The sequence below is a fragment of the Citrobacter youngae genome (genome assembly GCF_003818115.1).
Taxonomy (GTDB): Bacteria; Pseudomonadota; Gammaproteobacteria; order Enterobacterales; family Enterobacteriaceae; genus Citrobacter; species Citrobacter youngae.
In genome coordinates this window covers 18,436-43,376 of the sequence record NZ_RPOI01000027.1, presented here as the reverse complement: position 1 = coordinate 43,376, position 24,941 = coordinate 18,436, and the positions used below count along the sequence as shown (strand labels likewise).

Here is a 24,941-nt window from a genome sequence, read left to right as displayed (position 1 = left end):
AAAAAATTTCTACGTAGAAATTTTTTGTACGATTTCCTCTCAATAACAACATATCCGAGAGGTATGGCCGATTAAAATCTACGTGGTTGTTTTTTGGCCAAAATTATTTGGGGCCAAATATTTTTGGGTGATTTTTGTACAAGATTCTGGTGCCGCATCAGGATGTTGCCATGCCAACCTGCGCCAGCCAAAGGAAAAAGGCCGGAAAGGGTAAGGGGCGACTAAGGGTAACAGCGCCAGACCGGAAAAGGCCAAAGGGCTTAAAAGGTTAAAGCTGGCGCAGATCGATATATCCGGCGATATCTGGTGCAGTCCTGCTGTATACAGGCGACGACAGGCTGGTGCAGATAAATGGTGGCAGTGAACTGGTGCAGTTATGGCGTGCTGATTAACCGGTCCTGGTGCAGGCTGTCTGGCAGCGATCGCCAGAAATTATTTACCGTGAATAATTCGACATGCACCTATTGATTGTTGATGTATTGATAGATTTTCGTGCAAAATTATTCTGCGTAGAATAATTTTGTATGCTTTCCGATTAATAGCAAAAAAGACGAAGGTAAAACCTTTTGATGCAAAAACGCAGATCCGAATCCATCAGGATCTGCGTTTTCATTTTCAACAAATTACATTGCCGCTGGTTCAGGCCGCTTTATGCTGCCGCGCATAAATATACGGCGCAATGTACCCTTCGCGGCTCGAATCCAGATAATCCGACCACCACTGCATCATGGCTTTACGGGCGTCGAGGTGTTCGGCGCGGTGGATATACGCCGCCCGAACGCTGTTGCGCTCCTGATGGCTCATCTGCCGTTCCACTGCATCCCGCGACCAGAGTTCAGATTCCACCAGTGCGCTACAGGCCATTGCCCGGAAACCATGCCCGCAGACATCCGCTTTTGTGTCATAGCCCATTAAGCGCAGCGCCCGGTTAACGGTATTTTCACTCATCGGTTTGTACGGGTTATGGTCACCGGGAAACACCAGTTCCAGATGGCCGGAAATTTCGTGTATCTGCTTCAGAATGGCGATGGCCTGTCGGGAAAGCGGGACAATATGCGGGGTGCGCATTTTTGCGCCACGCCCGGAAAAGCGAACTTTCTCAATCGTTTCGCGGGTGGCGGGGATGGTCCAGATTTTGTGTCTGAAATCAATCTCACTCCAGCGGGCGAAGCGCAGCTCGCTGGAACGGATAAACAGATGCAGGGTCAGCACCACCGCCAGCCTTGTTAACTGCCGTCCCTGTTGATAATCACCAATACGTTCCAGCAGTTCGGGCAACCGCTCCAGTGGCAGAGCGGGATAGTGATTTTTAACCGGCGGTGCGGTGACGCCTTCCAGATGCTGTGCCGGGTTGTTTTCGGTGAGTCCCTGCTGAACGGCGTAACGCATGATGTTGCAAAGCTGCTGCCGGGTTCGGGACGCGACTTCGAGAAAGCCTTTATCCTCAATAACCCGCAGTAATGAAGTAAAATGCTGCGTTTTCAGCATCGTGACGGGCAGATGACCGATTGCCGGAAAGATATGATTTTTCATACTGGCAAGGATGCGCTCTGCATAGTCAGCTGACCATTTTTTGTTGGTTTTGTGCCATGCCACCGCAACGGCTTCAAAGCATTTTTCCGGTGACGCGGCGGCTTTTTCAGCCATGCGCTGCTGTGCGGGGTTGATGTTCTGTGCCAGAAGCTTACGGATGCCGTCGCGCTGTTGACGAGCGTCGGAAAGCGAAACCAGCGGGTAGGCACCCAACGCAATACGGGATTCTTTCCGGCTGAAGCGATACTTGAGATACCAGAGACGGGAGCCGACCGGATTGACAAGCAAATACAGGCCATGGGAATCAGCCAGTTTAAAGGGTTTATCAGAAGGTTTAGTGCTGCGGATTTTCGCGTCGGACAGGGACATATGGTGGTCACTCCATTATCGAACTGAAATGACCCCAAATCAGACCACCAATTTCGCCGGATGCGGAGGGAAAACCAGATACGCATCGGGAAAGATTTTCACGCTAACTTATTGAAACCTAATCGTATAGGGACTTCTAAGCACGCCTGAAAACAAGAATTTGGCTCCTCTGACTGGACTCGAACCAGTGACATACGGATTAACAGTCCGCCGTTCTACCGACTGAACTACAGAGGAATCGTGTGAACGAGGCGCATATTAGCGGGGGCGATGGGGGTTGTCAAAGGGGTAAATGAAATTGTGTGTTCGTTTGCTGACAAATTCAACAAAGCGGCGATCTTTCATGCTTTTTAGACATTTGCCCCATTCTGGTGCGGGTCTACCTCTTGTGGGGCAGCCCGGAAAAACGCGGAATCAGTAGAAGCGATCACTTTCCTGCGCCATCCCTTACTTAACGGGAGCTTAACATTAAATAATCGTCTACAGATGAAACTGGCAAGCATCTTGCAATCCTGAGTTTCATGATTGCCAGCATGGGTTCTGGTATTCCGACAGGAGGCAAAATGAACTTCAGACGACTGAAATACTTCGTAAAAATCGTCGATATTGGTAGCCTGACCCAGGCAGCGGAAGTATTGCATATCGCTCAACCCGCGCTGAGCCAGCAGGTTGCTACGCTGGAGGGGGAGCTGGATCAACAGCTGTTGATCCGCACCAAACGCGGGGTGACGCCGACGGAAGCGGGGAAAGTGCTGTATACGCACGCCCGGACGATATTACGGCAGTGTGAGCAGGCGCAGCTTGCGGTCAATAATGTAGGGCAGACCCTGAGTGGACACGTCTCTATTGGCCTGGCGCCAGGCACTGCGGCATCATCAATTACCATGCCGTTATTACAGACCGTTCGCGCCGAGCTGCCCGATGTACTGGTCTATTTACATGAAAACAGCGGGGCGGTGCTGAACGATAAACTGCTCAGTGGTCAATTAGATATGGCGGTGCTCTACGAGCGCTCGCCGATCGCGGGTATTTCCAGTCAACCGTTACTCAAAGAGGATCTTTTCCTGGTGGGGACGCGTGAATGTCCTGGGCCTGGTGTCGATTTAACGGCAGTCGCGCAGATGAATTTGTTTCTGCCACGGGATTACAGTGCGGTTCGCCTCCGTGTTGACGAAGCCTTCTCACTGCGCCGCTTAACGGCCAAAGTAATAGGTGAAATTGATTCTATCTCCACCCTAACGGCCGCGATTGCCAGCGGTATGGGGGTGACAGTCTTACCTGAATCGGCAGCCCGGGCATTATGTCATGCAGCGAATGGCTGGATGGCGCGGATTACAACGCCCTCCATGAATCTGCCCCTCTCGCTTAACATGTCAGCCAGAGGCAGTTTGACACCACAGGCTCAGGCGGTGAAAGAGATCCTGTTGTCGCTGGTTAGCCGTCCGGCTCTGGAAAATCGGGAACTACAGCTGGTGAGTTAGACCTTATTCCAGCCAGGAATAAGATGCAGGTTTTTATTATTTGTTATGCCGGGCATCAGACTTTAACAATAGTGTAATGTCTGATGTACCCGGAGCGAAAAGTGAATTTCCAGCAACTTAAAATAATCCGCGAGGCGGCCCGTCAGGATTACAACCTGACGGAAGTCGCGAATATTCTTTATACCTCGCAGTCGGGGGTAAGTCGGCATATTCGTGAACTTGAAGATGAACTTGGCATCGAAATTTTTATTCGTCGTGGTAAACGTTTACTTGGCATGACCGAACCGGGGAAGGCGTTGCTGGTGATCGCTGAGCGTATTCTTAATGAAGCCAGTAATGTTCGCCGAGTGGCGGACCTGTTTACCAATGACACGTCTGGTGTGCTGACCATTGCGACCACGCACACGCAGGCACGCTATAGTCTGCCTGCGGTGATCAAAGCATTTCGTGAGCTCTTCCCGGAGGTTCGCCTGGAGCTTATCCAGGGGACGCCGCAAGAAATTGACGTTCTCCTGCAAAATGGCGGCGCAGACATTGGTATTGCCAGTGAACGACTCAGCAGCGATCCGCTGTTGGTGGCGTTTCCCTGGTTTCGTTGGCAGCACAGCCTGCTCGTTCCACACGATCATCCATTAGTTAAGGCTTCCCCGCTTACGCTTGAGTCTATTGCTCACTGGCCGCTCATTACCTATCGACAGGGTATTACGGGACGCTCACGTATTGATGAGGCATTTGCGCGTAAAGGGTTGGTGCCGGATATTATCCTCAGTGCACAGGACTCGGATGTGATTAAAACGTATGTAGCGCTGGGGCTGGGAATAGGGCTGGTGGCGGAGCAATCCAGCGGAGAGCAGGAGGAGGGGACGTTAACCCGCCTTGATACCCGGCATTTATTTGATGCGAACACCGTTTGGCTGGGGCTCAAACGTGGTCAGTTGCAGCGCAATTACGTCTGGCGATTCATCGAGCTATGCAACGCAGGTTTATCTGTGGAAGAGATTAAACGCCAGGCGATGGAGCCTGATGAAGTGATGATTGATTATCAGATATAAAGCAAAAAGCCTGCTTAGTTTCCTAAGCAGGCTTCTTAAATATGGCTCCTCTGACTGGACTCGAACCAGTGACATACGGATTAACAGTCCGCCGTTCTACCGACTGAACTACAGAGGAATCGTGTGAACGAGGCGCATATTACTGACCTCACCATGACGTGTCAACAGTAAAATTAATACGTCATATCAATTGGTTAATTAATCTTCAAATTCAGTATTAATGTACATTTGATGAGCGAAAATGGTCTTCTTCCTGGCTATCGCGCAACCGAAGCATTGGGTTCTGGCGATAGAACTGGAAAAAACGTTGCCACAATGCCGGAAAACGTGGTGCAAACAACTCGGGGGCGCTGAAGAAATACTCGGATAATACCGCAAAGCATTCTGCAGGATCGGTTGCTGCGTAGGCATCTATACTGCAGGCCGTTTCACCCACCAGATCGATTTCATCCTGGATGTTGTTCATCGCGGCATGGAGATCATGCTCCCAGTTCGCAATTTCCCTCAGCGGAATAGCCGGAACGCCGCTGGCGCGATCGCCATTACGCATATCAAGTTTATGTGCCACTTCGTGAATAATCAGATTAAAGCCGGAAGCATCGAAGGAATCCTGGATATCAAGCCAGTTCAGGATCACCGGACCCTGTTGCCAGCTTTGGCCTGACTGAATAATCCGTTGATTGTGCACCAGCCCAATATCATCTTCCCATTCGTCATCCACGACAAACGGGGCAGGGTAAATAAGGACTTCATGAAAACCATCGAGCCACTCGATGCCTAATTCCAGAACTGGCAAACAGAAAAGCAGAGCAATTCGTGCACTTTTCAGTACGTCCAGTTCAAATCCTTGTAGCGCAACCAATCTTTTTTGCTGTAAAAAACGCTCAGCCAGGGCAATAAGCCTGGCTTGTTCTTGTTCAGTAAGATTCACCAGAAGAGGAATTGCCAGGGCATCATCCCAGGGCCAGTCATCATTCCGGGCTGTTTCTTGCTCTTTCCAGGGCCACTTAATCATCGTTTTGCTCGCAAACTCGTCACTTGAACGAAATTGACGGAACTGGGTCTGTTAAAATGCCAAATTACCTGGCATCATGGCAACCACCAGAACGGAGAGATGCCAGAGCGGCTGAATGGACCGGTCTCGAAAACCGGAGTAGGGGCAACTCTACCGGGGGTTCAAATCCCCCTCTCTCCGCCACTATTCAAACACTTAGCTCAATTCCTTTCAACGACTCATGTCACACTTGGTATAGTGTTGGTATATTCACTTGGTATAAAACTCGCCATCATCATCTTCTGATTTGCCCAAGACTGGAAGATCCAATGTGGGAGAAATTTTCACTTTTCTGTCATAAACCACAACCTGGCTTTCAGTTTTGTGACCTGAGAATAGTTGTTTATCCTTACTCGAGCCTTCGTAATCAGATATTCCCTTGGCTTTGAGATCATGAAAAGTACACGGCAGTTTTCTATCTAGTTTTTTTCCTGCTGCTTCCCTTGCCGTTTCCCACAGATCATTAAACCCACTTTTCGAGTATTTAGTTTTTTTGCTGCTACAGATAACCGTTTCCCGCCCACCCAGAGTTTTTGCAAGTTCGATGGCGTTATGAAGCCGTTCAGTCCAGACTTTTATTTGTTTAGTCCCGGTCTTTCCCTGCTGGATAAAAATGCCTTCCTCGCTTACTTGCGACCATTTGAGAGAAAGTACATCGGAAACGCGAGCTGCGCATAAGTAAGATATCTCCATGCCAACCCGGAGAGCTGGTGCCGCCTCTTCATAAATTGCCTGATATTCTTCGTCTGTCACGTACACGTCACGGGCTTTTAAAGAGAACTTGCGCACTCCTTTGCACGGATTTCCTTTCACGTACCCTCGTTCATATCCCCATGAGAAAACACGCGACATTCCGCCGAGTTCCTGGTTTGCCTGGTTAATGCTGCGCTGGCCACGTTTATCCATATAGATCCTGACCATCTCAATTTTTATGTCATCTGCTCGCATATTCCCGAACACTGGGACCAGGTTTTTTTCATACGATCTGTAATCAGTCTGCGTCCGTGGAGCCAGTTCAGCAAAAGCTGGGCTACTGGTGAATAACTTCCATAATTTAGAAAATGTCATTACGTCTGAACGCTTAGCTTTCTCTTCCTCATAACGCGCCCATAGCCGGGACATACTTGTCCCGGTAATAGGTGCAAGAGTTACGCTTTGTTTTGTTCCTTTTGGCTTCCACACATAGCTATAACGGTTTTTAGTTACGCGTGGCGGGAGGTGCTTGTCTTTAGGATCTTTTCTTGGTCTGCCCATTGATTGCGTCGTAATTTGGCTCAAGTGCAACATATTCATCGACCTTAGGTAATTCAGAAACTCCGGGATCAATACTTCTGCGCAATACAATTGGGCGGTTCCGCCCATCAGTGGTGAACGGTATGCCGTGACACCGCAGCTGTCGCTGCTGGTGGGTGTAGCGCTGATAGCCAGTAATTTCTGCAATTTCCTGAGGAGACAGTGTAAGTTCGTGCATAGCTCATCTCTCTGATGGCCTGCCTGTAAAAACATACCAGGCAGGAACCATAAATTGTGAAATTAGAAAATCAGTTTGCGGTCAGACGTTTCCAGATTGCAGAGACGTATTTGACCTGATGCCGGGCGTCAGAAAGTGCATTGTGCAAATCACCTTCAAACGGGATGTCGAAGCGCGGATTGATACCGACAGATTTACCCAGTTCAACCATGGTCCTTACGTCCCTGTCATTCCAGAACGGAACAGCGAAGGGCGTTTCTGTTAACACATACGCGCGGCGGAGAATGACGTTATCAAACGAACAGCCATTACCCCATACCTGAACGGAGTGACTACCGTTAGCAGCATTTTCAGCAATAAAGTCGGACAGAAGCTCAAGGACTTCGCGCAACCCCATGGCTCCATCAACAAGAATCGCAGAACGGGCTTCCGGAGATTGTTTTAACCACCACTGAATTGTCGAGGCATCCGGTTTCATGCCAAACGACATCGATGACTCTAGACTGACAACCTGGTAAAACTCGGCTCCAGTGTTACCAGTTGAAGGATCAAAAAATACAGCGCCGATAGAGACTATTGGGGCATCAGGACTGTTGCCCATAGTTTCCATACCAACCATCAGGTGAGTATAAAAAGCGTTCAGGGGATCCGTATTAATATGGTGAACGGGTTCATTATTCAGGGAAGCTGACGCGTCACCAGTTGCATCAGCGCTTTTAACTGGCAAAACTGCTGTTTCGCTCTGAGACACTTCAGGATTAGCTTTGATTTCGTTGTTGTCAGTTTCTTCCATCTGCACATCGCTGGTGGCTTCCTCGTTTAATTTGGCAGGGGGATTCATCAGGCCATCGACAGAAAATATGCCGTTACCGAGATTGGCTACTTCAGGTTGTTTGATTAATTCTGAAGTTTCCTGTTTTGCGGCTTTTGCTGCCAATGCCCCCACTGTCGCAAAGTCAGTGGACAGTTTCTCCAGATTCTCTAGCGGCTCTTTCCCCTGAACTACAGCAGCGACAACAGCAGCGCTATTCACCTGGCGCGCAGCAGCAAGTGTTTCATCGGTGGGATTTTGATGATCGCTTTCGACCAGATTTGCATTGATGTAGCCGGATAAGCGCCCGGGAGAAAGGTAATAAGAGGGATGAGCGCCTCGTATTAATGCAAAAATAGCTGCGCGCGAGTAATCGAGGATGCCAGAACATTTTCGCAGTGCTGCGGACCATTCTTTGAATGGACTGTCTTTGGCTGCGATGATCTCTTTAGCCTGGCGGAGAATAGATCCCGGAATATTGTAGATATCGAAATCCATTGTAAGCGTGGCCAGCGCAATCTCAACGTCGAGCGTATCCAGTGTATGAGCATAATCGGTATTGCGATCGGTCTTATTGCCACCACCAGCGTTCGTTCCAGTGTCAGTGCGCTGAATCTGTGACACACGATTGCCCTTACACCACTCTTTAACCAGCAACCCACGGTCAATGTGTTCAGTATTGAACCAAGTTTTAAAGAAATGAATGACGGTAGAGAGATCCACTCGTTTGCCATCAACAGGGAAAATAGTTTTCAGCGCGCTGACAATTTTCCAGATATCGATCTCTGGCGCTTTTTTGAATGGTTCTACATTCTCGGCGGCAAGTAGCAGGTTTTGCACGTAGCTGTTATCCACATCCAGCTCAAGTTCCTGAATGGTTTTCTTCTGCTCAGTATCAATATGGTAAGCATATTCATCAGAAATAAACTGAGCTAAAAGGCGCTGGCGTAGCGGGAGAGTCGCAACGGTAATGAGTTCTGGCGTTACAGGTGGAACGGTGGGTTCATCACCCACAATTCGTGCTTTCTTATCGTTAACCCACTCCTGCACGGTATGAGTCCGCGCTTTCGGTTCCGCAATCCATTCGGTAATAAATTCCTCGAATGAAGAGACGGTATAGACCAGCTCACGATCGAAGACTTCTTTTATTGCGTTTGCCAGGTTCCACTCGACATGAGCAGAAAGCTCTTTCACAGCCGGCACATTCGCAACGGCCAGTAACAGGTTTTGTACATAGAGATTATTTTCGTCCAGTTCCATTTGTCCGATCTGGATGTGCTGCGCTTCACTGATTTCCTTCTCTTCAGTGTCATTGACCAGGTGCGCAATCAGTCGCTGAGACAGGCGCAGGCGAGATATGGGGCGGAGCAATGCTGGTGCATCGCTGGTGGGTACATTAGTACTGGCGGTTTCAGGTTTTTGCTGGCCGGTAGCCCCCTGATTTTCATTATCAGGCTTCTGTTTCGGTTGCCATGTTTGCTGGTCTTCTGCCAGTTCGTAACGATCGCACCATGTGTCATCGAGTGCGTTTTCCTCTGGGAGATCGTCAACAACAAACCAGTTGGTGCGGACAGGTAATTGATAGTCAGCGCCACGTCCGACGGCAATACCGTTGTCTTCGAGAATATTGAGGATTTCGCGCTCTGCACGGGAATCTGATTTCGCAGAGAACCAGCAAAACAGGTTTTTTGCCTCAGTTGCTTTCGCTTTGGCTTTAATAAGATACGCATACGTTAACATTGCGTTCGGGCTCCATTGGATTGTAAGATACCCGGCAGCTGATGATCGCCGCCTAAGGTAGTGGTTATTGGTCAAAACTCGTTCCGGAAAGCTTTGGTCGGCTGACCGGGTACTTAACCCGCCTTGCGCGGGTTTTGTGCTTTATGGGGTAGGTGATTTTCCCTGCGCCAGATGCGCGACGGGGACCCACTCCAGAGCATTCAGCACGGGTTCAAATGAATCAGGCGTGTTTGTTACGGCGCGAACGACGTCAGCCACGCTGGGGTTTGCTTTGCTAAGGTGGTACCCGCCACCAGCGCCACGCTGGCTGGTGACGATTTCACTGGTGCGCAGTTTCGAGAAAATCTGCTCGAGGTAAGACACAGACAGCTTTGATTCCTTACTGATAGATGCGATGGAAACAGGGCTGCCGTTGTAAATCCTGTTGAGGATGGCAACGACCTGAACAGATGCCACCACGCGTTTCATTCCAAACTCCATAGTCACTTCCTTACTGATACTGGCAACAGCCATTGGTCAAACTCGTTATTAACGAACTGCAGTCTGTTGGTCGGCAGACGGGGCGCCCTTCTGGGCAAGCATGTAGCAAATCAGTCGAATGATTACTTCAATGCGATTTAGATGTACGGCCTGACACCGCACTGGTTTACGTGCGAAATCGATCATGGATTTATCCTCTTGCGTTGCCCTTGTCGCCAGGCTGGCGGAACGTTGAACCTGCTGCGTGTTAATACTTGTCATCTCATCCGGTGATTCGTATGCCGCCGGCAGCTACTTCGTGGGCGTCCTGCCTCGATGACGTTTTTCAAAATGTGTTTATATTTAAACTCTAAATGTGTTTAAAAGTCAACACAGCATGTGTTTAAGGTGGTGAGGATGATAACGATATGGGAAAAGGGAGTGGGCAAGGCATAAAAAACCAGCCAAGGAGGCTGGTTAGAGCGCTTAAAATTGTAGCTTAGTCGTCAGTTGGCTTTAATCGTCCCCGAAGGTATTTCTCAACATACTCATCAATTTCTTTCAGCCGTAATTGAAAGGTATCGATCATTCTGTCTTGTTCAGACTCCGGCAACTGGTCAAAAAGAGTTATCAACTTACGATGTCTTGGCGTTAACCATGATTCGGCGTGATCATCACCAAACATTAGCTCAGCCGGGCTAATGCCGAGAGCTTTAGATATCGTTATAGCGTCGTCAACGCCAACATTGCGGCGACCTGCTTCATAGTTCCCGATGCGTGACTGAGCCCACCCACATAACTCTGCGAGTTTAGATTGCGACATATTTTTCTGTTCGCGTAGCTGCTTCAGTCTGGCGGCAATTGCAGTGTTTATATTCATTCCTGATTTTTACCACGTTACGTGTTAACGCTCAAAGAACGTTTCGTCTTGACTATCTAACACATTGTGTGTTTAATTCAGCTAAACACTATATGTGAGGACAAGATGAACAACATCGCCAAAGAACGGCAAGCGCTCGGTTTAACCCAAGAGCAATTAGCCAAATTATTCGGGTGGCGTCAGTCAAGGCTCTCAAATTATGAGAACGGAACACGCCAACCAGGCCTACCGGAATGCAGATTGATTGTGGAGAAGCTTAACGAGTTAGGGCGCACCTGCTCTCTTGATAGTGTATTTCCGCCACAAAGCGAGGTCTGAATGATGCAATCAGTAGCTTATACCCATAATAAACCACGAGTAACCGCTCCGGTGAAATCGCAAAATCAATCTAAACCCCTGCGCCGTAACGGCATTCAGCACCGTGCCATATTGGCCGCCGTTCGTGAATGGGAATCGACATTACCAGGACAGGCACAGGAACGGATCGCTCAGCTGGTGGCTGAAGAGTGGGCTAAAGCAGATGGCCGCGAAATTACTGTTAATAAACAGAATTTATTCCGGTATCTGAAAAACGAAGGGGGATCAGAAAAATACACGGCTTACGTTATGCAGCTGTCAGGTTCAATCATTGCTGCTATGCCAGTTCAGATTGCCAGAAAGCACGGGTTAAGTAATGCGAGCACAGAAGCGGAGCTGGTGGCCAGCGCTATCAAAGAATGCAGCGAGGCACACCAGGCCAAATTAATCGGCGCTCCGTTACAGAAGCTCGAGAAGGAAATTCGTGAAGCGGCAATCGCATTGTTCAACATGCTACCTGCTGACGCGGCGGGACCACTACTGGCGAGTTTAAGCGCCGTAGCGCCGCAATTGTTTTAATCGAGTTTTGACCAATGACCATTATTACTGCAACTCGCGGGGTGAAGTATGCCTAATCCTTTGGCTAAGGCCATGCCTAAGAGTAAGGCTAGCAACGAGCCTTACCGGAAGGTGAAGATCACCATGTGGGATGATCCGAAATTTCGAGCCTTATCACCACTCCCGCCAAGTGGGCAGAGTCTGTTTATTTACCTGCTAACTGGTCCATTCACGGGGATCATCCCCGGCCTGTATAAGGCGGGGAGGGCTGCTATGGCTGAAGAATTAAACTGGGATGTTGAAGCCTTCGACTTAGCCTTAGGCGAAGCCATAGCGTTAGGTATGGTGGAAGCCGACCTTAAAGCCAGAGTTTTTTGGTTGCCTAATGCGGTCAAACATAACCCGCCAGCATCAGTGAACGTGATCAAATCATGGGCGAGATCGTTTGAATTACTGCCTGAATGTTCACTGAAAGATAAAGCATATGAAGCTCTCAAAGCCGCCTGCTACGGGGTTTCTGACGCTATGGGGATGGCTTTTGATAAGGCTTTCGCCTTGCCTAAGGATAAGGCTAAGTCTTTGGCTAAACCTTTGCCATCAGGTATCCAGAAAGCAGTTAGCAGTAAACAGATCTTAAACCCCTCTCTTAACGCGGGCGCGATGAAAAATTCGAATGGGGAGGAACTACCATCCCCGGCCATGCCCCGATATCTGGACGGTGTTGATGAACCGATCGGGAAATTCAGCATGACAGATAGCTGGCTTCCCTCCAGAGACTTCCGACAGCGTGCCGCATCGTGGGGTATCTCCCTGCCTGAACCAGATTACCTTCTGACTGAACTCGCAGAATTCACCGCGTACTGGGAGTCGGAAGGGAAAGTTTTTACGCAAATCCAGTGGGAACAAAAATTTGCCCGACATGTAGCCCGGGTGAGAACGCAGGTAAAACCAGAAACCGGAGGTAACAGTCATGTGGGAACAGGATCAGAACCAACAGCATCCCGGGCAGTTCAGCAAATTCAGTCAGCCCACGCAGAGTGGCGCCGCAGGAATGGACTTGATGGCGACGGAAACAGCCTGGCGTCTGTGGCAGGTCATGGGGGAGGTGTATTCGAATCGATGGACCCAGAAGAACGGGGCGGAGCCTTCGCCTATCTGGATAGCCCAGATAGGTTCGATGACTGAACAGCAAATTCGGCTGGTCTGTCAGCAGTGCATGGAGCGCTGCGCAATGGGAAATACATGGCCGCCTGACCTTGCTGAGTTTGTTTCTCTGGTTTCGGAGAGTGGAGCTAATCCATTCGGACTGACGTCGGAACAGGTTATGACGGAATACCGGCGCTGGCGCAATGAGTCATATCGGTATTCAGGTAGCGATAAATATCCATGGCCTCAGCCAGTGCTGTATCACATCTGCATCGAAATGCGCAGAACCGGTGTAGAACGACAAATGACAGAGGGGGAGCTGAAACGACTGGCGGAAAAGTTACTTACGAAGTGGTCGAAGCATGTTGGTAATGGACTAAGTGTGCCACCAATTCGACGTCAACTGGCGGCGCCGCACCATCCGGCGGGACCAACGCCAGCGCAAATACTGATGGAAGAATACAAACGCCGCAAAGCGGCAGGTTTAATTAACTAAAACGAGTATTGACCAATGACCATAGAAATCTCTCAGAAAGACCGGGTAGCGATAGTGGTGCGCCATACCCCGAACTGCATATTACGTGACGTATGTGAAGCACTGGATATTCCATCCGGTACCGCAGGTAAGTTTCTGCGCGCGTTGACTATTAGCGGCACAGTTCTGCGAACTCACAACGGAACTCAGTATGTTTATAACATCGCTCCGGATGCAGAATTACCTGACGTAAAACTGCCCTTCATGGAAGAGAAAAGCGATCCGGTTGAAACGCAATTAGCGGAGAAAATGGCGAAAGACCTGCAGTCCCGAGGACTCTGGCGGCGCGCGGCAAAGGTATATACCGACATGTTAGACATTGCCCGTAGTTCAGCTGAAGTTTCACGTATAGCGCAGCAACGAAATGAATGCCTGCGTATGGCCCGGAGGTGATCAGCATGCCAAGGCCAAACACACCAGAAGAGCAGGCGGCACTTATCCGGGTGATCATCGAAGAGGTGAAAATCCGTGGACGCTTAACCGTTAGCGAGGCATCGCAGATGTTGTCGCTGCATCGTCAGACTGCTGAGAAGTATTTCCGCGTAGCAGCCGAACGCGGCGAACTCATTCGTTACGGTCGTCTTGGTTTGTTCAGGGACCAAAAGGCTGTGATTGATTTCGATCTCCAGCGTTTTTCTTACGGCTCGAGTAAACCTCTGATTGAGTTACCAGCAGATTTTCGGGGAAGTGCAGTTATGCGCCGGGTTATTGAAATCGTGGGGAGGATGCCAGCATTAAAATCTGTTACAGTGTTTGATTTCTTAAATTAGGTTAAATAAATATTATTTTATATAATATACTGTTGATTTTTATAATCAAGCTCTATCAATGACTGAATTGTTAATTGAAATCATGCCGTAATGATATTAGTCTTTTATTTATATTTTGATTTGTTATTCCTTTTACTTGCTTATTGATGATTGTTATTCTTGAAAGGTAAATTTTTCTATTGCGATGTCATTAAATCAATTATCTGAATTTAGTTAACATATTTACCATAAACGATCTGTTAATAATGGAAATAAGTGAAATTCCCCCTCAATAACATTTTATGTTGTTGAGGGGGAGCATTTATCCTAAAAGGAAATTATAAACTGGTTCCAAATTTTTGTTTAGATCTCGGGAACGATGTAAATTAGACATCAGTAATGTACAAGTAACATCAGTGTTGCTAAATTTACTTCCAAATTTGGGGTTTAGTTTTATAACTGTATCCTTTAGGTATCGCTGAAGTGCTACCTTGAGCATTTTTCCGGGAAAGTCTTCTATAACCTTCCCGGAAGAGGTATATTGTTCATTATAATAATTTTCAGCCACGGTTTCGTCATATCCATTTGGATATAGTCGAGAGATAAGTGTCTGAATCTTATTTGGGCATATTCTCCAATTGTCATCTTGGCATATAAAGGCTTCGCTCCAACTTTCAACGGGAAGATTATTTTCAAACAATCGTTTTGCTTCTACCTGCTGATAGTAATATATTGCAAAGAATAGCCTTAGCAATATAGGAGTACTGTAATCAATAAAACTTTGCAAATCTAATATTTCATGAGCGACATTAAGTTTTACTTTTACAGACATTGCCACTACAGCTTTTAAAACATCTTCGCAAAAGTAAAAGTTTTCTATTGAATATCGCTCAAGATATACCAAGTTCTCAAACTCGTCATCAAAAATATCAAAGTCGCGATCTATGATAAATATACAATTTCTTGCTTTAGGGTTTTCAGATAGAAACGTCTTAATTCGCGGTTTCCCACCTGAATGAATAACTTCAAAATCGACACCGTTCGCAGTGACGGAAGATACAATGTTTTCATAAATCGGAACATCATCGCTTCCTTCAACTACAACAAATTTCAAGGAGCGTTGCATGTCTATCCTTCTTAAATTTTCTTCTATATCATAAGTAGGAATTCCAGCCATCACTTGCAATCCTCTAAATTGATTTGGTTAGTTCCTTTTGTAAAAATAGCAGGAGAGTGAGTGGCAACTATTATTTGGGATAACGGTGATAATTTCTTTATGGATGTTAAAATCTTTCTTTGCCAATCTAAATGCAGAGATAACTCTGGCTCATCAGCAACAAAAACAGCCCCATCTTTATTTGATAAAGTGGCTCTGCCAAGAATAGTAATGATGTGCTTCTCCCCAGAGGAAAGGTCGGGTAATTTTATTCTTCTTTTGTTAGAGTATATTTTGAATTCACCATCTTCAGTTAAATTAAAAGACTTGGAATTATTAAAGTATGAATTAACTTCATTCTCATAATCTGTGAATATTTTCCAAATTCGATCCTTTTGATTCTGCATGATTTCAACATCTTCAACAATAGACAGAAAACGATCATATATATTAGTTATAGAGAATAGTGTCATATATGTATTATTGAATTTATCATGCGCCTTACGTTGTGCTTCTATATCTTTATCGTTATTAGATACGCTATACTTTTTAAGCTCATTATAATCTGCACGACATTTTGCACCAAGATCAGACCACAATTGGAAATGTTCCTTTACTTTTTCTTCAGGAACGTCGATGTTAGCGTCTTTTAGTTTATGAAAATAGCTCTCTCCATCAATGTTGTTGTCAGGGCTATTCATTACTTTAGATATAGAATTTAATGCTTTTTTGGATTGCGTAATTAATTTTTGATCAATCATGACCTTTTCAATTATTCTGGATTTAAGATTTTCGAGGTATGAAGTTATCTCCTTTCGACGTAAATTAGCTTCTTCAGTAAATTGTGATTGTATCGATGATATAACTCTATAGCTTGGATCCATTATTTCAGAAATTTGTTTAGGGTTGACTCTTTTTTTACGAAGAGCCATTTGCAAATATTCATCATGTCCATTTTCACTAAATATTTCGCTATCATGTACCCTCAACAATGGAACGTGCGTTAATGTTAATTCTGTTTTTATTTTATCTTTTAAAATCTCTATTTTTGCTAAAATGGAACTTTCAGTTTCATCCCAAGGAGTAGGTAAACTCCCATTTCCAAAGAAAGGTATTTCAACAGAATCCATATCAGAAATTATTTCTATTTTTATTATACCGGGCTGGAATTTGTGTCCTTCGAAAAATGGAGCGTTTTTTTCAACTCGCATGAACTTTTTGGGTCTTACTTGACCTGTCTTTGCGGTATACAATGTAACCGACTCAAAAGGTAATGTTTTAAGTTTTCCTAGATCACAGTTTAAACTGCTGACTATTAGATTTATAATGGAGGTTTTTCCTGTTCCATTATCGCCATATAAACAGTTTGCACCTTCAATAAAGTCAATTGAGTAATTATTGTTTCTTTCAAATAGACTTGTGATTGAAACCCTTCTTAGATAATTTTCCATGATTATTCCGATTGAATGATTTGTGATATAAAAAATACTTCTAGCGAAAGAAAATAATAAAAAATTTCACTTATTAAAATTTTGTCTCTATAGTAATGCATTAATTTATGCAAGTAAATATCATGATTCAGATAATTGCAGCTAGTTCAGCATGAAATGATAAAAAATAATTGACTGTTGCAATCATTAAATCGCTAACAAATGTGTAATGAAGTAGTCGATGGATCGTGGTTTGATTAATTTTAATCGAACTTTGATGGTGTTGTTAAAAAGATCTCTGGAAAACTGATTAAGCCTCTCTAGAGATTAGTCAGAATGCGTGTATCACTATCACTATCACTTAGCCTATACGGTGGTTGTGCACTGAACTCCCATCAGCCACGGAGGTTTTGTAGGAGCTTAACTGTCGGAGCGTTCTCAGTAGAACTTGTTAGATGCTTAATAAAACATCGCTAATATCAATTCGATATGGGAGGTTTCTATCTTTAGCTCCTGACAATAAATTAACAATTTGTGCTCTTAAATCGTTGATCATTTGGGCTTATAGGTATACTGTATAAAAATACAGTATGTGCAATGGGGGCCATTATGAAAGTTGAATTAACCATTGATCGCACTAAAGAACTTCCTAAGGGTGCGGTACCTGCGCTGGAGAAAAAGTTGCTTATGAGGTTGGGAAACCAGTATGAGAACTGCAGCCTGAGCATACGCAGTGCAGGTGCCGATGGGTTAAGTATTTTTGGCGGTGACCAGGACGACAAAAAGAAAATTGAATCAATCCTCCAGAAAACTTGGGAAAGTGCTGACGACTGGTTTTAAAAATTATTTTGGGTGTTACTTTGATCCCGTTTGCATGGGGGAGTTTAAGTGAAAGAAAAATTAGAATTGCCCAAAAAAGGCTACGCAGTCATCAGATGTCACGATGGAGTCATCGTTGCCAGGCTGCAATCATTTCCTGAGTGTGAGCGCGCCCTGATGTACCGTCGCGGTAGCATGGTGTCTTTCATGCCTCTTCAGGATAATGAAATTATTGGTACACCGACGTTGTTTACTCAGATGCTGGAAAGGGCTGGTTATCGCGTTACCCAGAATTCTGTTACACTCCCGTCATAGGCCTGAACAACCTATACCTGCTGCGCCACAGGAGAAAGCCCCATGGCGCAAGATCAATTCAAGAAATCCCACGTACTGACGTTAACCAACGCCAGCGATTTTCTTTTTGCCGCATCCAGAGGTGCGTTATGAAGAAAAGCTGGTTTCAACATACCCAACTCACCACTGAGCAGGCTGACGAACTGGAAGCCCGCTATCACGCAAAGCAGATTAAGACCGTGCGTAGTCTGGATAATGACTTCGTTCATTGGACGATCAGCGCGTTCTTGCCAGAGGTATCTAAGCCTCCGTGTCAGGACAGAACCTGGCAACAACGGACATGGAGGTGAATGTGAAAGTCTACGATATCACCCCAATGGGTAAGCCCAGAATGACGCGCGCTGACAAATGGAAAAATCGCCCTGAGGTTCTGCGTTACCGGGCTTTCTGTGATGAAGTACGTCTGCAGAGTGTTGATCTGCCGGAAAGCGGTTCGCATGTCACCTTTATTCTTCCGATGCCGGCGAGTTGGAGCAAAAAGAAACGGGCTGAGTTAAACGGTAAACCACACCAGGCTAAACCTGATTTCGACAACATGATGAAAGCCCTGATGGATGCCATCTACGAAGATGACGCTCACATCTGGGATTCACGTGTCACTAAATTATGGGGAGAGAAGGGACAAATAATTATCGGGGAGATAGCAGAATGAGGGCGCTGCTAAAACCCGTGGTTGCACGTGAGCTTGGAATTGTGCTGCTCAAGCCGGGCAGTGAGCTGATGTCATTATTCAGTTGTGAACGCGTGCTGGTGGAAAGCCAGCCAGCAGGTATGGAGCGTTTGCCTGCAGACCGCGTTCCTGACGTTCGCCAGCCGCTTGCGTGTGACGAGTCCCTGCGACCGTTCTTCCTGGACGAAAAGGTTACAAAGGCTGCTGGTGGGTTAGGTGGTCTTGATTACTGGCTTATGCGTTATGGCGGTAACTGCTGCCAGTGGCCACACAGTGATTACCATTATCATGAGTTAACCATCCTACATCATGAACCCGGATCGGTTCTTCTGTGTGGGCATTGTGATAGCCATCTGCGTGACCACTACAGCGAGCAACTTGCAGAGCTGGCGAGACGTAATGTTATTAACTGGATTATCAACAGCATCATGGTGGCGCTGAATCAGGATCCGTCCAGAGAACTGTCGCTGGCGGAACTTTGCTGGTGGGCGGTACGTATGGGGGTTACCGACGCAATTCCCGAATCAGTAGCCGGTCGGGCGCTTCGTATTCCTTCGGAGGAACATCAGTCAGTCATGCGTGAATGCGATATCGAAACGGGTGTAACCGCCACCAGCATCATTACAGCCAAAGCCAGCACGTTTACCGTAAACATGCCATCAGCGCAGGTGCCTGCGCTCAAACCTGTAGTTGGTGTTCTGGTCGATCTTGAGTCCCCGCAAACCTATATGAAACGCCCAAAGCGGATCCGCTGGACGGCCCCCCGATATCTGGAATGGGTTAAAACACAGCCCTGCGAATGCTGCGGCAAACCATCAGATGACCCACACCATTTAATCGGCTGGGGGCATGGAGGGATGGCAACGAAGGCGCATGATATTTTTGCGATCCCTTTGTGCCGTCAGTGCCATACGCAACTACATAACGACCCGGTGAAGTTTGAGCAAAAATATGTTCCTCAGCCGGTAATGATAATGAAAGTGCTGGACCGAGCTTATGGGCTTGGTGTTCTGGCGTAAGGAGATGTTTGATGCGTGATATGTATGAAGTGATGGATCGTTGGGGAGCATGGGCTGCAGCTGACAGTAGCGGTGTGGACTGGCAACCAATTGCTGCAGGATTTAAAGGATTACTTCCACATGGCAAAAAGTCACGACTTCAATGTAACGATGATGAAGGTATTTTAATTGATGGCTGTGTATCTAGATTACGCAAGTACAAGCCAGATGAATATGAGTTGGTCATTGCCCACTTTGTTGTGGGTATTTCGTTAAGGGTGATTGCAAAAAAAAGAAAATGTTCAGATGGGACGGTAAGAAAAGATATGCAAACAGCATTGGGGTTTATCAATGGGGTACACTGTATGATATTGAAAACGGTATAAGAGCAATAGTTCTTATACCACAGAATGACCATAAATCTGCGCATCTGTATCTTCATGTACCCTTAAAACAGGTTGCCGGGAATTTGCAGATGCAATCAGAAGTTCTCTACCGATTCTAGCTTTATTTATCGCATAGGATAATTCCACAATGTTTATCCCAGTTGATGAATAAAGTCTATGTATTAACGGATGATCATCATACGATAAGAGCCAATGTGCTTTGCTTCTTTTTATTTTTTTCGCAAAGCGAGTATGATCATCATCTGTAAAACAGAATTTATTGTATATATTTTTCCCCTCTTGTACATATGGAGGATCAGCATAAATTAAATCATCTACTGTTTTTCTGTTTAGTGAATCACAGGCATCCTGCTCCGTAACTTTTATTTTTTTTGAATATTGAGAGATTATTTCAATACGTTTTATTAATGCTGGTCTATTGAATCTACAATCAATGGTGTATTTTTCATGTGATTGTTCACGCCCTCCAATTGGCCCCGCATGCAGCATTCCTGAACGATTAGTCCGGTTAAGGAAAAATGCTGCAAACCCTTTCTCAATATCTGTGTGACTTTCTGGATTAAAATAAATATTTCTCCAGTGATGCCACGCTTCAATGTCTACTTTCTCTGATTCGACTAAGTTTATTAATGAACTTGGGTTATTAACTAAACAGCGCCAAAATGATGCGACACAAGGGTTCAAATCATTTAAGATTAGTTTATCTATTAACCCCGATAGCAAAAGTGGTAAGGTGCCGCCCGCTCCTCCACAAAAAGGTTCGACTAATGTACAGCCGTTAAGTTTGTTAGATACGATAAATAAAGCTATGAATCTTGATAGCTTTGCCTTGCCGCCTGGATATCTGAGCGGAGAAACATCTTGAGAAATATGAGGTATGCCCAATTGTGAACTAAAAGTTCTTTTCTTTAATAAATTCAATTGGCTAGAGTCATAAGTGAGCATACTAAAAACCTCAAACATTTTAATATTACTGATTATACATACTAAGCGGCTCGATGGCCACTGATAATATTGCCTAAAAAATAATCCATCAGAGATTGTAATTTAACTTGCGCGTGCGTAACTTCCTGTAAAGTAAGCGGATGTATGTCATTGTGCGTGACGAGGTTAGCTATCGTCTTTCCAGTGTCTTTGTAACTATTCAGCTCAGAACGAATGAGCTTGTACATACTTTCATCACTTTCATTCGGAAAGATACCTTTCAAATTGTTAGAAAAATAGCCAAGTAAATTATCCAGTTCGAGGTAGGCATGTTTACGATTTGCCTCAGCCATATAATGGCCATGCAAATCAGATGATTTTATAATATGTGACATGGTAACTTGTAATAATGTTCTACTTAATAATATTGCGCTGTGTTTGTATTTAAAACAATTCAGTGTTCGTGCTTCTGATATTAAATCATCGATTTTATTATGAATGTTAGTCAAAGGTGTTGTTTTTTTTAATGGTGAAACCGATTGTTTTTTCTTAACTATTTTTATTGTTGGTGGTAGGGGTAAAGGTATAGTATCATCATTTTGGGGTTCCTGTTCATTTGAGTCTGTTTCATCATTCTCATCCTCATTTGAAATATCAAATGTCGCCTCATCGTTTTCATTGTCATCCGTTAAGTAAACATCTTCCGGTGAGGTAAATTGATATTTGATTTCCCTTAATTCTTCTAAATAAGCGGAAATGTCTTTGTCATTTTCTTGACGTGTAGATAATTTCTTTGTGAAATTAGCATCTCTAGCTAATCTTGCGAGAACATGATTGTAAGCAGTGTTGCTAATGTTTTTTACAATGATGTCGCCTTCTGAACTAAGGTTGATTTTTGCGATGTTGCGCCTAAAATCTTTTCTTTGAATCAATCGAAAGACTGCTTCTGTCTTAATGTTATCAATATCATTAAGTAGATTTTCTTTTTCTTCCGTTGATAAGGTAGGTAGTGTTAGAATTTGATCTGTTAATCGTGTGAATAAGATAACACCTTTAATCCTGGTTGCGGCAACGCTATTATTAATTGATGCTCTTAATGCATTAATGTCCTGAAATTCTAATAGCAAGTCAATATAGTATGCACCTTGGGTGTAAACACTCCACTTCTTAATAGACTCTTTAGTGTGTTTAGATGCGATATATGTTCTGGCCTCAGAACGGCTACCCAGTTCAATAAGATGTAATTTTTTTATTGTCTCTACTGCGAGGTTATAATTAGGGTGGCGTTCAATTTTTGTGATGAGATATGAAAAAGGAGTATCTTTAAGTAAACTTGGTTTTTGTATTACTTTACAGGCAGTTAACCTTCTGTTTCCTTCGACAATGATTCTTTTGCTAGGGTGTTCTTTATTCGGTATTGCATACAGAACCTCATCTGGATAAAACCCGTTAGATAGAATGGAATTTACTAATTCACGTATACCGTAACGTGTCATCATTAATGTAATTATTTCTTTTTCAGTTTGTAACTTTCCTTGTTTTTTATAACCAAGAAGTCTTGGGTTGCTGGTGTCAAGCTGCAAAGAAGACAAGGATTTTGTAGTCAAAGAAATTCGGCCAAACATATGTTCCCTCAACGAATTAGCTCACAATATTGTCAATCTTACAAAAACGTTACCGCGTACGCAAAAAGTATCGTAACCTGCTAAGAGTGGTCACTTAGACACGGACTTAAAACATAAGAATCCGGCACTGAGCGGGTTTTTATTGATTAAAAAACGTACCCTTGATAATGTGATCTTTGTCACAAGAAGTGATGCCGCCTTACAAGGAGCTGTAATATGCAAAACCAGAAAACTAGGTCTATCAAACTTACTGCATTCTACAAAAATGCAAATGTAGGTTCGGTGATGGTTCCTGAGGGAACTGAGTTCATCAATATGAGCACCGGGTGTCAGATTCCAGTTACTCGGGCCGCTGATTCCTCTCATGAGTACGTTGTCTACATAGAACCTCATCACAATAAACGCAATCCGTCATTGTGGTGAATTCAAACAAAAATTTTATAGGCTGCCTTAGGGCGGCCTTTTTTATTCCCCTCGTTCTGAGAGGACTCACAGCAATAAGGTGAGCACGCAGAATTGAGCGTACTGCGCTTAAAGGCTGACGCTACGAGTTTGCTGCTTAATTCAACATGTAGAATTTCTAACGCCAGCGGCATTGTCCAATGCATATACTGCTCAGTAACTAGGATGGGATGGGTGCGTATATGCAAGAAGGTTATTACTGGATTCAGTATGTCGGTGTTGTACAGGTGGCGTACTTCACTCCTGAAGAATTTGAAGACATTGAAACCGGCAGGACGGTGACCGGAGTCTGGCATCTAACCAGAGGCGATGACATTTGCCATAACGGTGAAGCTGAAGTGCTACAAGGCCCAATCACTCCACCAATGTAAACAACCGTACTTACTTCGAGGCTGCCGCATGGCGGCCTTTTTCATTTCAGGCTCACGGGAATCATCCGCTACGTGCTTTGTTGATAAATCTAGCCCGTGAAGCCTGAACCTATTTCCCCTCATTCCTGAGAGGACTCACAGCAATTAAGAGGGGGCTAAATGTCCGATCCGATTTCCGGTACTGGGCTGGCTGGTGGTGTCCTGACGGGTGCCAGTGTCTATGGATTCCTGTCCGGAACCGATTACGGCGTGGTGTTTGGCGCATTTGCCGGAGCGGTATTTTACATTGCAACGGCTGCTGACCTGAGCGCAACACGTCGGCTGGCGTATTTTCTGGTGTCGTATATCGCAGGGATCCTTTGTTCCGGGCTGGTGGGTTCAAAGCTGGCTCAGGCGACCGGATACAGTGATAAACCACTGGATGCCATTGGCGCCGTAATCGTTTCTGCTTTAGCCGTCAAAATCCTGACGTTCCTGAATAATCAGGATGTCGGCTCGCTGGTGGCGCTGATAACGCGCCGGGGAGGTTCAGGTGGTACTAAATGACCCATCGGCAACAATCAATGCGCTGCTTTGCGCTGGGGTAGTGTTGACCCTGATGTTTTACCGTCGCGGTGATTCCCGGCATCGACCTTGGATATCTCGCTTAGCCTGGCTGCTTACGGTCATTTATAGTGCCGTACCGCTGGCGTATCTGTGCGGTATCTACCCTTACTCATCGTGGGCCACTATTGGGGCCAACATTATTTTCCTGTCTGTGCTGGCCGCCGTCAGAGGTAACGTAGCGCGACTCATTGATGCTGTTCACAAATAAAAAAGCGAGTCGCAACGACATCGCCACAACCCGCAAAGAAGATGAAACCATTAGGATTTATCTTAAGTCTCATTGTGACTTAAATTAAATTGAATTTCATCATCTTAGGTGAATTCTAATCCCTACCATTAATAGTGGTTTAATCCGGTACACATATGAACAAATCACAATTTCAGCAGGCGGCTGGTATCAGCGCCGGGGGGGCTGCACGCTGGTTTCCGCATATTGATGCGGCAATGAAAGAGTTTGGAATTACAGCGGTTAATGATCAAGCCATGTTCATTGCACAAGTCGGGCACGAATCCAATGGCTTTACCTCGCTGGTAGAAAGCTTCAACTACTCGGTTGAGGGGCTGAAGAAAACCTTTGGTAAGCGTCTGACGCCGTATCAGTGCGAAATGCTGGGGCGTGTCGATGGTAAGCAGGTCGCTCACCAGCCGCAAATAGCCAATCTGGTTTACGGTGACCGCATGGGGAATAACAGCCAGGGTGACGGCTGGAAATATCGCGGTCGTGGACTGCTTCAAATCACTGGTCGTGAGAACTACACCAAATGCGGTGCAGCACTGAAGCTTGATCTTGTCAGTACGCCGGAACTGCTAACGCAAGAGCGACATGCAGCTCGTTCGGCGGCGTGGTACTTCACGTTACGCGGTTGCCTGATGTATTCGGGTGATGTGGAACGTGTAACGCAGATTATTAACGGCGGGCAGAACGGCATTAACGACCGCCGTGAACGTTACTCCAAAGCAAAAGCCGCACTGGTATGAGGTCAC

30 protein-coding genes and 3 tRNA genes are annotated in these 24,941 nt (G+C 45.7%); 18 read left to right on the top strand and 15 right to left on the bottom strand.

All coding sequences use genetic code 11. The features are described 5' to 3' along the window. Positions 1–639: 639 nt before the first annotated feature. Positions 640–1,902 carry a tyrosine-type recombinase/integrase gene (locus EHN13_RS21175; protein WP_124022039.1) on the bottom strand — a complete coding sequence of 421 codons (1,263 nt, stop codon included), beginning with the start codon at positions 1,900–1,902 and terminating at the stop codon, positions 640–642. Between the two features lie 161 nt (positions 1,903–2,063). After that, positions 2,064–2,139, bottom strand: a tRNA-Asn gene (locus tag EHN13_RS21170). Between the two features lie 326 nt (positions 2,140–2,465). Here EHN13_RS21170 and nac point away from each other — a divergent pair. Together nac and cbl are read left to right on the top strand one after the other, a co-directional pair. Then, the gene (gene nac / locus EHN13_RS21165; protein ID WP_048211293.1) at positions 2,466–3,383 is read left to right on the top strand and encodes a nitrogen assimilation transcriptional regulator NAC; all 918 of its coding nucleotides are present in this window, start codon (positions 2,466–2,468) and stop codon (positions 3,381–3,383) included. A gap of 101 nt (positions 3,384–3,484) precedes the next feature. Then, positions 3,485–4,435, top strand: a complete 951-nt coding sequence (gene cbl / locus EHN13_RS21160) for an HTH-type transcriptional regulator Cbl (RefSeq protein ID WP_124022038.1) — start codon at positions 3,485–3,487, stop codon at positions 4,433–4,435. Between the two features lie 42 nt (positions 4,436–4,477). Here cbl and EHN13_RS21155 read toward each other — a convergent pair. After that, positions 4,478–4,553, bottom strand: a tRNA-Asn gene (locus tag EHN13_RS21155). Positions 4,554–4,652: 99 nt separating this feature from the next. Beyond that, the gene (gene mtfA / locus EHN13_RS21150; protein ID WP_048211295.1) at positions 4,653–5,450 is read right to left on the bottom strand and encodes a DgsA anti-repressor MtfA; all 798 of its coding nucleotides are present in this window, start codon (positions 5,448–5,450) and stop codon (positions 4,653–4,655) included. A gap of 93 nt (positions 5,451–5,543) precedes the next feature. Here mtfA and EHN13_RS21145 point away from each other — a divergent pair. After that, positions 5,544–5,633, top strand: a tRNA-Ser gene (locus tag EHN13_RS21145). Between the two features lie 66 nt (positions 5,634–5,699). On the opposite strand, the gene EHN13_RS21140 is transcribed toward EHN13_RS21145, so the two are convergent. From EHN13_RS21140 to EHN13_RS21115, 6 genes are all read right to left on the bottom strand, one after another. After that, entirely contained in the window at positions 5,700–6,743 is a 1,044-nt protein-coding gene (locus tag EHN13_RS21140; protein ID WP_052463722.1) for a tyrosine-type recombinase/integrase, read from the bottom strand. Then, a complete protein-coding gene (locus EHN13_RS21135; protein WP_071667664.1) occupies positions 6,718–6,960 on the bottom strand; it encodes a DUF4224 domain-containing protein in 243 nt (80 codons plus the stop codon). Before EHN13_RS21135 ends, EHN13_RS21140 begins: the two co-directional genes overlap by 26 nt. A 70-nt stretch (positions 6,961–7,030) precedes the next feature. Continuing rightward, positions 7,031–9,511 (bottom strand): 3'-5' exonuclease, encoded by a 2,481-nt coding sequence (locus tag EHN13_RS21130; protein ID WP_124022037.1) that lies wholly within the window; start codon positions 9,509–9,511, stop codon positions 7,031–7,033. Between the two features lie 141 nt (positions 9,512–9,652). Beyond that, complete coding sequence (locus EHN13_RS21125; protein ID WP_232034684.1) at positions 9,653–9,991, bottom strand: RrF2 family transcriptional regulator; 339 nt, start codon at positions 9,989–9,991, stop codon at positions 9,653–9,655. Between the two features lie 48 nt (positions 9,992–10,039). Continuing rightward, the gene (locus EHN13_RS21120; RefSeq protein WP_124022036.1) at positions 10,040–10,252 is read right to left on the bottom strand and encodes a hypothetical protein; all 213 of its coding nucleotides are present in this window, start codon (positions 10,250–10,252) and stop codon (positions 10,040–10,042) included. A gap of 217 nt (positions 10,253–10,469) precedes the next feature. After that, positions 10,470–10,850 carry a helix-turn-helix domain-containing protein gene (locus EHN13_RS21115; protein ID WP_101742086.1) on the bottom strand — a complete coding sequence of 127 codons (381 nt, stop codon included), beginning with the start codon at positions 10,848–10,850 and terminating at the stop codon, positions 10,470–10,472. 105 nt (positions 10,851–10,955) lie between these two features. Between EHN13_RS21115 and EHN13_RS21110 the strand changes: the two genes are divergently transcribed. From EHN13_RS21110 to EHN13_RS21085, 6 genes are all read left to right on the top strand, one after another. Next, positions 10,956–11,168: a helix-turn-helix domain-containing protein gene (locus EHN13_RS21110; RefSeq protein WP_003832309.1), complete on the top strand. Its 213-nt coding sequence runs from the start codon at positions 10,956–10,958 to the stop codon at positions 11,166–11,168. A 3-nt stretch (positions 11,169–11,171) separates the two neighbouring features. Beyond that, positions 11,172–11,726 (top strand): toxin YdaT family protein, encoded by a 555-nt coding sequence (locus tag EHN13_RS21105; RefSeq protein WP_124022043.1) that lies wholly within the window; start codon positions 11,172–11,174, stop codon positions 11,724–11,726. A gap of 252 nt (positions 11,727–11,978) precedes the next feature. After that, positions 11,979–12,890, top strand: a complete 912-nt coding sequence (locus tag EHN13_RS24405; RefSeq protein ID WP_181900249.1) for a DnaT-like ssDNA-binding domain-containing protein — start codon at positions 11,979–11,981, stop codon at positions 12,888–12,890. Then, positions 12,802–13,347, top strand: coding sequence for a replication protein P (locus EHN13_RS21095; RefSeq protein ID WP_082031712.1), 546 nt, complete (start codon positions 12,802–12,804; stop codon positions 13,345–13,347). The genes EHN13_RS24405 and EHN13_RS21095 overlap by 89 nt, the downstream gene beginning before the upstream one ends. 15 nt (positions 13,348–13,362) lie before the next feature. Next, a complete protein-coding gene (locus tag EHN13_RS21090; protein WP_040230714.1) occupies positions 13,363–13,779 on the top strand; it encodes a PerC family transcriptional regulator in 417 nt (138 codons plus the stop codon). A gap of 5 nt (positions 13,780–13,784) precedes the next feature. Next, entirely contained in the window at positions 13,785–14,156 is a 372-nt protein-coding gene (locus tag EHN13_RS21085) for a DUF977 family protein (RefSeq protein WP_124022034.1), read from the top strand. 301 nt (positions 14,157–14,457) lie between these two features. Here EHN13_RS21085 and EHN13_RS21080 read toward each other — a convergent pair whose 3' ends face one another. Both EHN13_RS21080 and EHN13_RS21075 read right to left on the bottom strand, forming a co-directional pair. Then, complete coding sequence (locus EHN13_RS21080; protein ID WP_124022033.1) at positions 14,458–15,312, bottom strand: DUF4435 domain-containing protein; 855 nt, start codon at positions 15,310–15,312, stop codon at positions 14,458–14,460. Further along, complete coding sequence (locus tag EHN13_RS21075; protein WP_124022032.1) at positions 15,312–16,742, bottom strand: AAA family ATPase; 1,431 nt, start codon at positions 16,740–16,742, stop codon at positions 15,312–15,314. Before EHN13_RS21075 ends, EHN13_RS21080 begins: the two co-directional genes overlap by 1 nt. Before the next feature lie 588 nt (positions 16,743–17,330). On the opposite strand from EHN13_RS21075, the gene EHN13_RS21070 reads away from it, so the two are divergent. Next, complete coding sequence (locus EHN13_RS21070; RefSeq protein WP_124022031.1) at positions 17,331–17,561, top strand: DinI family protein; 231 nt, start codon at positions 17,331–17,333, stop codon at positions 17,559–17,561. A gap of 48 nt (positions 17,562–17,609) precedes the next feature. Next, on the top strand, positions 17,610–17,855 hold the full coding sequence (locus EHN13_RS21065) for a hypothetical protein (protein WP_124022030.1): 246 nt from the start codon (positions 17,610–17,612) through the stop codon (positions 17,853–17,855). A gap of 53 nt (positions 17,856–17,908) precedes the next feature. On the opposite strand, the gene EHN13_RS24610 is transcribed toward EHN13_RS21065, so the two are convergent. Continuing rightward, the gene (locus tag EHN13_RS24610) at positions 17,909–18,103 is read right to left on the bottom strand and encodes a hypothetical protein (RefSeq protein ID WP_167469976.1); all 195 of its coding nucleotides are present in this window, start codon (positions 18,101–18,103) and stop codon (positions 17,909–17,911) included. Between the two features lie 83 nt (positions 18,104–18,186). On the opposite strand from EHN13_RS24610, the gene EHN13_RS21055 reads away from it, so the two are divergent. From EHN13_RS21055 to EHN13_RS21045, 3 genes are read left to right on the top strand one after another with little or no spacing between them, the layout of a single operon-like run. After that, a complete protein-coding gene (locus tag EHN13_RS21055) occupies positions 18,187–18,546 on the top strand; it encodes a RusA family crossover junction endodeoxyribonuclease (RefSeq protein WP_124022028.1) in 360 nt (119 codons plus the stop codon). Next, positions 18,543–19,583, top strand: a complete 1,041-nt coding sequence (locus tag EHN13_RS21050) for a DUF968 domain-containing protein (protein WP_124022027.1) — start codon at positions 18,543–18,545, stop codon at positions 19,581–19,583. Before EHN13_RS21055 ends, EHN13_RS21050 begins: the two co-directional genes overlap by 4 nt. Before the next feature lie 11 nt (positions 19,584–19,594). Next, positions 19,595–19,948, top strand: a complete 354-nt coding sequence (locus EHN13_RS21045; RefSeq protein ID WP_124022026.1) for an antiterminator Q family protein — start codon at positions 19,595–19,597, stop codon at positions 19,946–19,948. A gap of 12 nt (positions 19,949–19,960) precedes the next feature. Here EHN13_RS21045 and EHN13_RS21040 read toward each other — a convergent pair whose 3' ends face one another. Together EHN13_RS21040 and EHN13_RS21035 are read right to left on the bottom strand one after the other, a co-directional pair. Then, positions 19,961–20,914, bottom strand: a complete 954-nt coding sequence (locus EHN13_RS21040; protein ID WP_167469977.1) for a DNA adenine methylase — start codon at positions 20,912–20,914, stop codon at positions 19,961–19,963. A 41-nt stretch (positions 20,915–20,955) separates the two neighbouring features. Further along, positions 20,956–22,518 carry a hypothetical protein gene (locus EHN13_RS21035; protein WP_124022024.1) on the bottom strand — a complete coding sequence of 521 codons (1,563 nt, stop codon included), beginning with the start codon at positions 22,516–22,518 and terminating at the stop codon, positions 20,956–20,958. A 644-nt stretch (positions 22,519–23,162) separates the two neighbouring features. Here EHN13_RS21035 and EHN13_RS21030 point away from each other — a divergent pair. The 4 genes from EHN13_RS21030 (at position 23,163) to EHN13_RS21015 (ending at position 24,935) form a co-directional block, all read left to right on the top strand. Beyond that, positions 23,163–23,351, top strand: a complete 189-nt coding sequence (locus tag EHN13_RS21030; protein ID WP_124022042.1) for a hypothetical protein — start codon at positions 23,163–23,165, stop codon at positions 23,349–23,351. Positions 23,352–23,510: 159 nt separating this feature from the next. Then, complete coding sequence (locus EHN13_RS21025; protein WP_124022023.1) at positions 23,511–23,897, top strand: phage holin family protein; 387 nt, start codon at positions 23,511–23,513, stop codon at positions 23,895–23,897. Continuing rightward, positions 23,884–24,165: a phage holin family protein gene (locus EHN13_RS21020; protein WP_116360802.1), complete on the top strand. Its 282-nt coding sequence runs from the start codon at positions 23,884–23,886 to the stop codon at positions 24,163–24,165. Before EHN13_RS21025 ends, EHN13_RS21020 begins: the two co-directional genes overlap by 14 nt. Positions 24,166–24,320: 155 nt before the next feature. Continuing rightward, the gene (locus EHN13_RS21015; RefSeq protein ID WP_124022022.1) at positions 24,321–24,935 is read left to right on the top strand and encodes a glycoside hydrolase family 19 protein; all 615 of its coding nucleotides are present in this window, start codon (positions 24,321–24,323) and stop codon (positions 24,933–24,935) included. Positions 24,936–24,941: the final 6 nt, after the last annotated feature.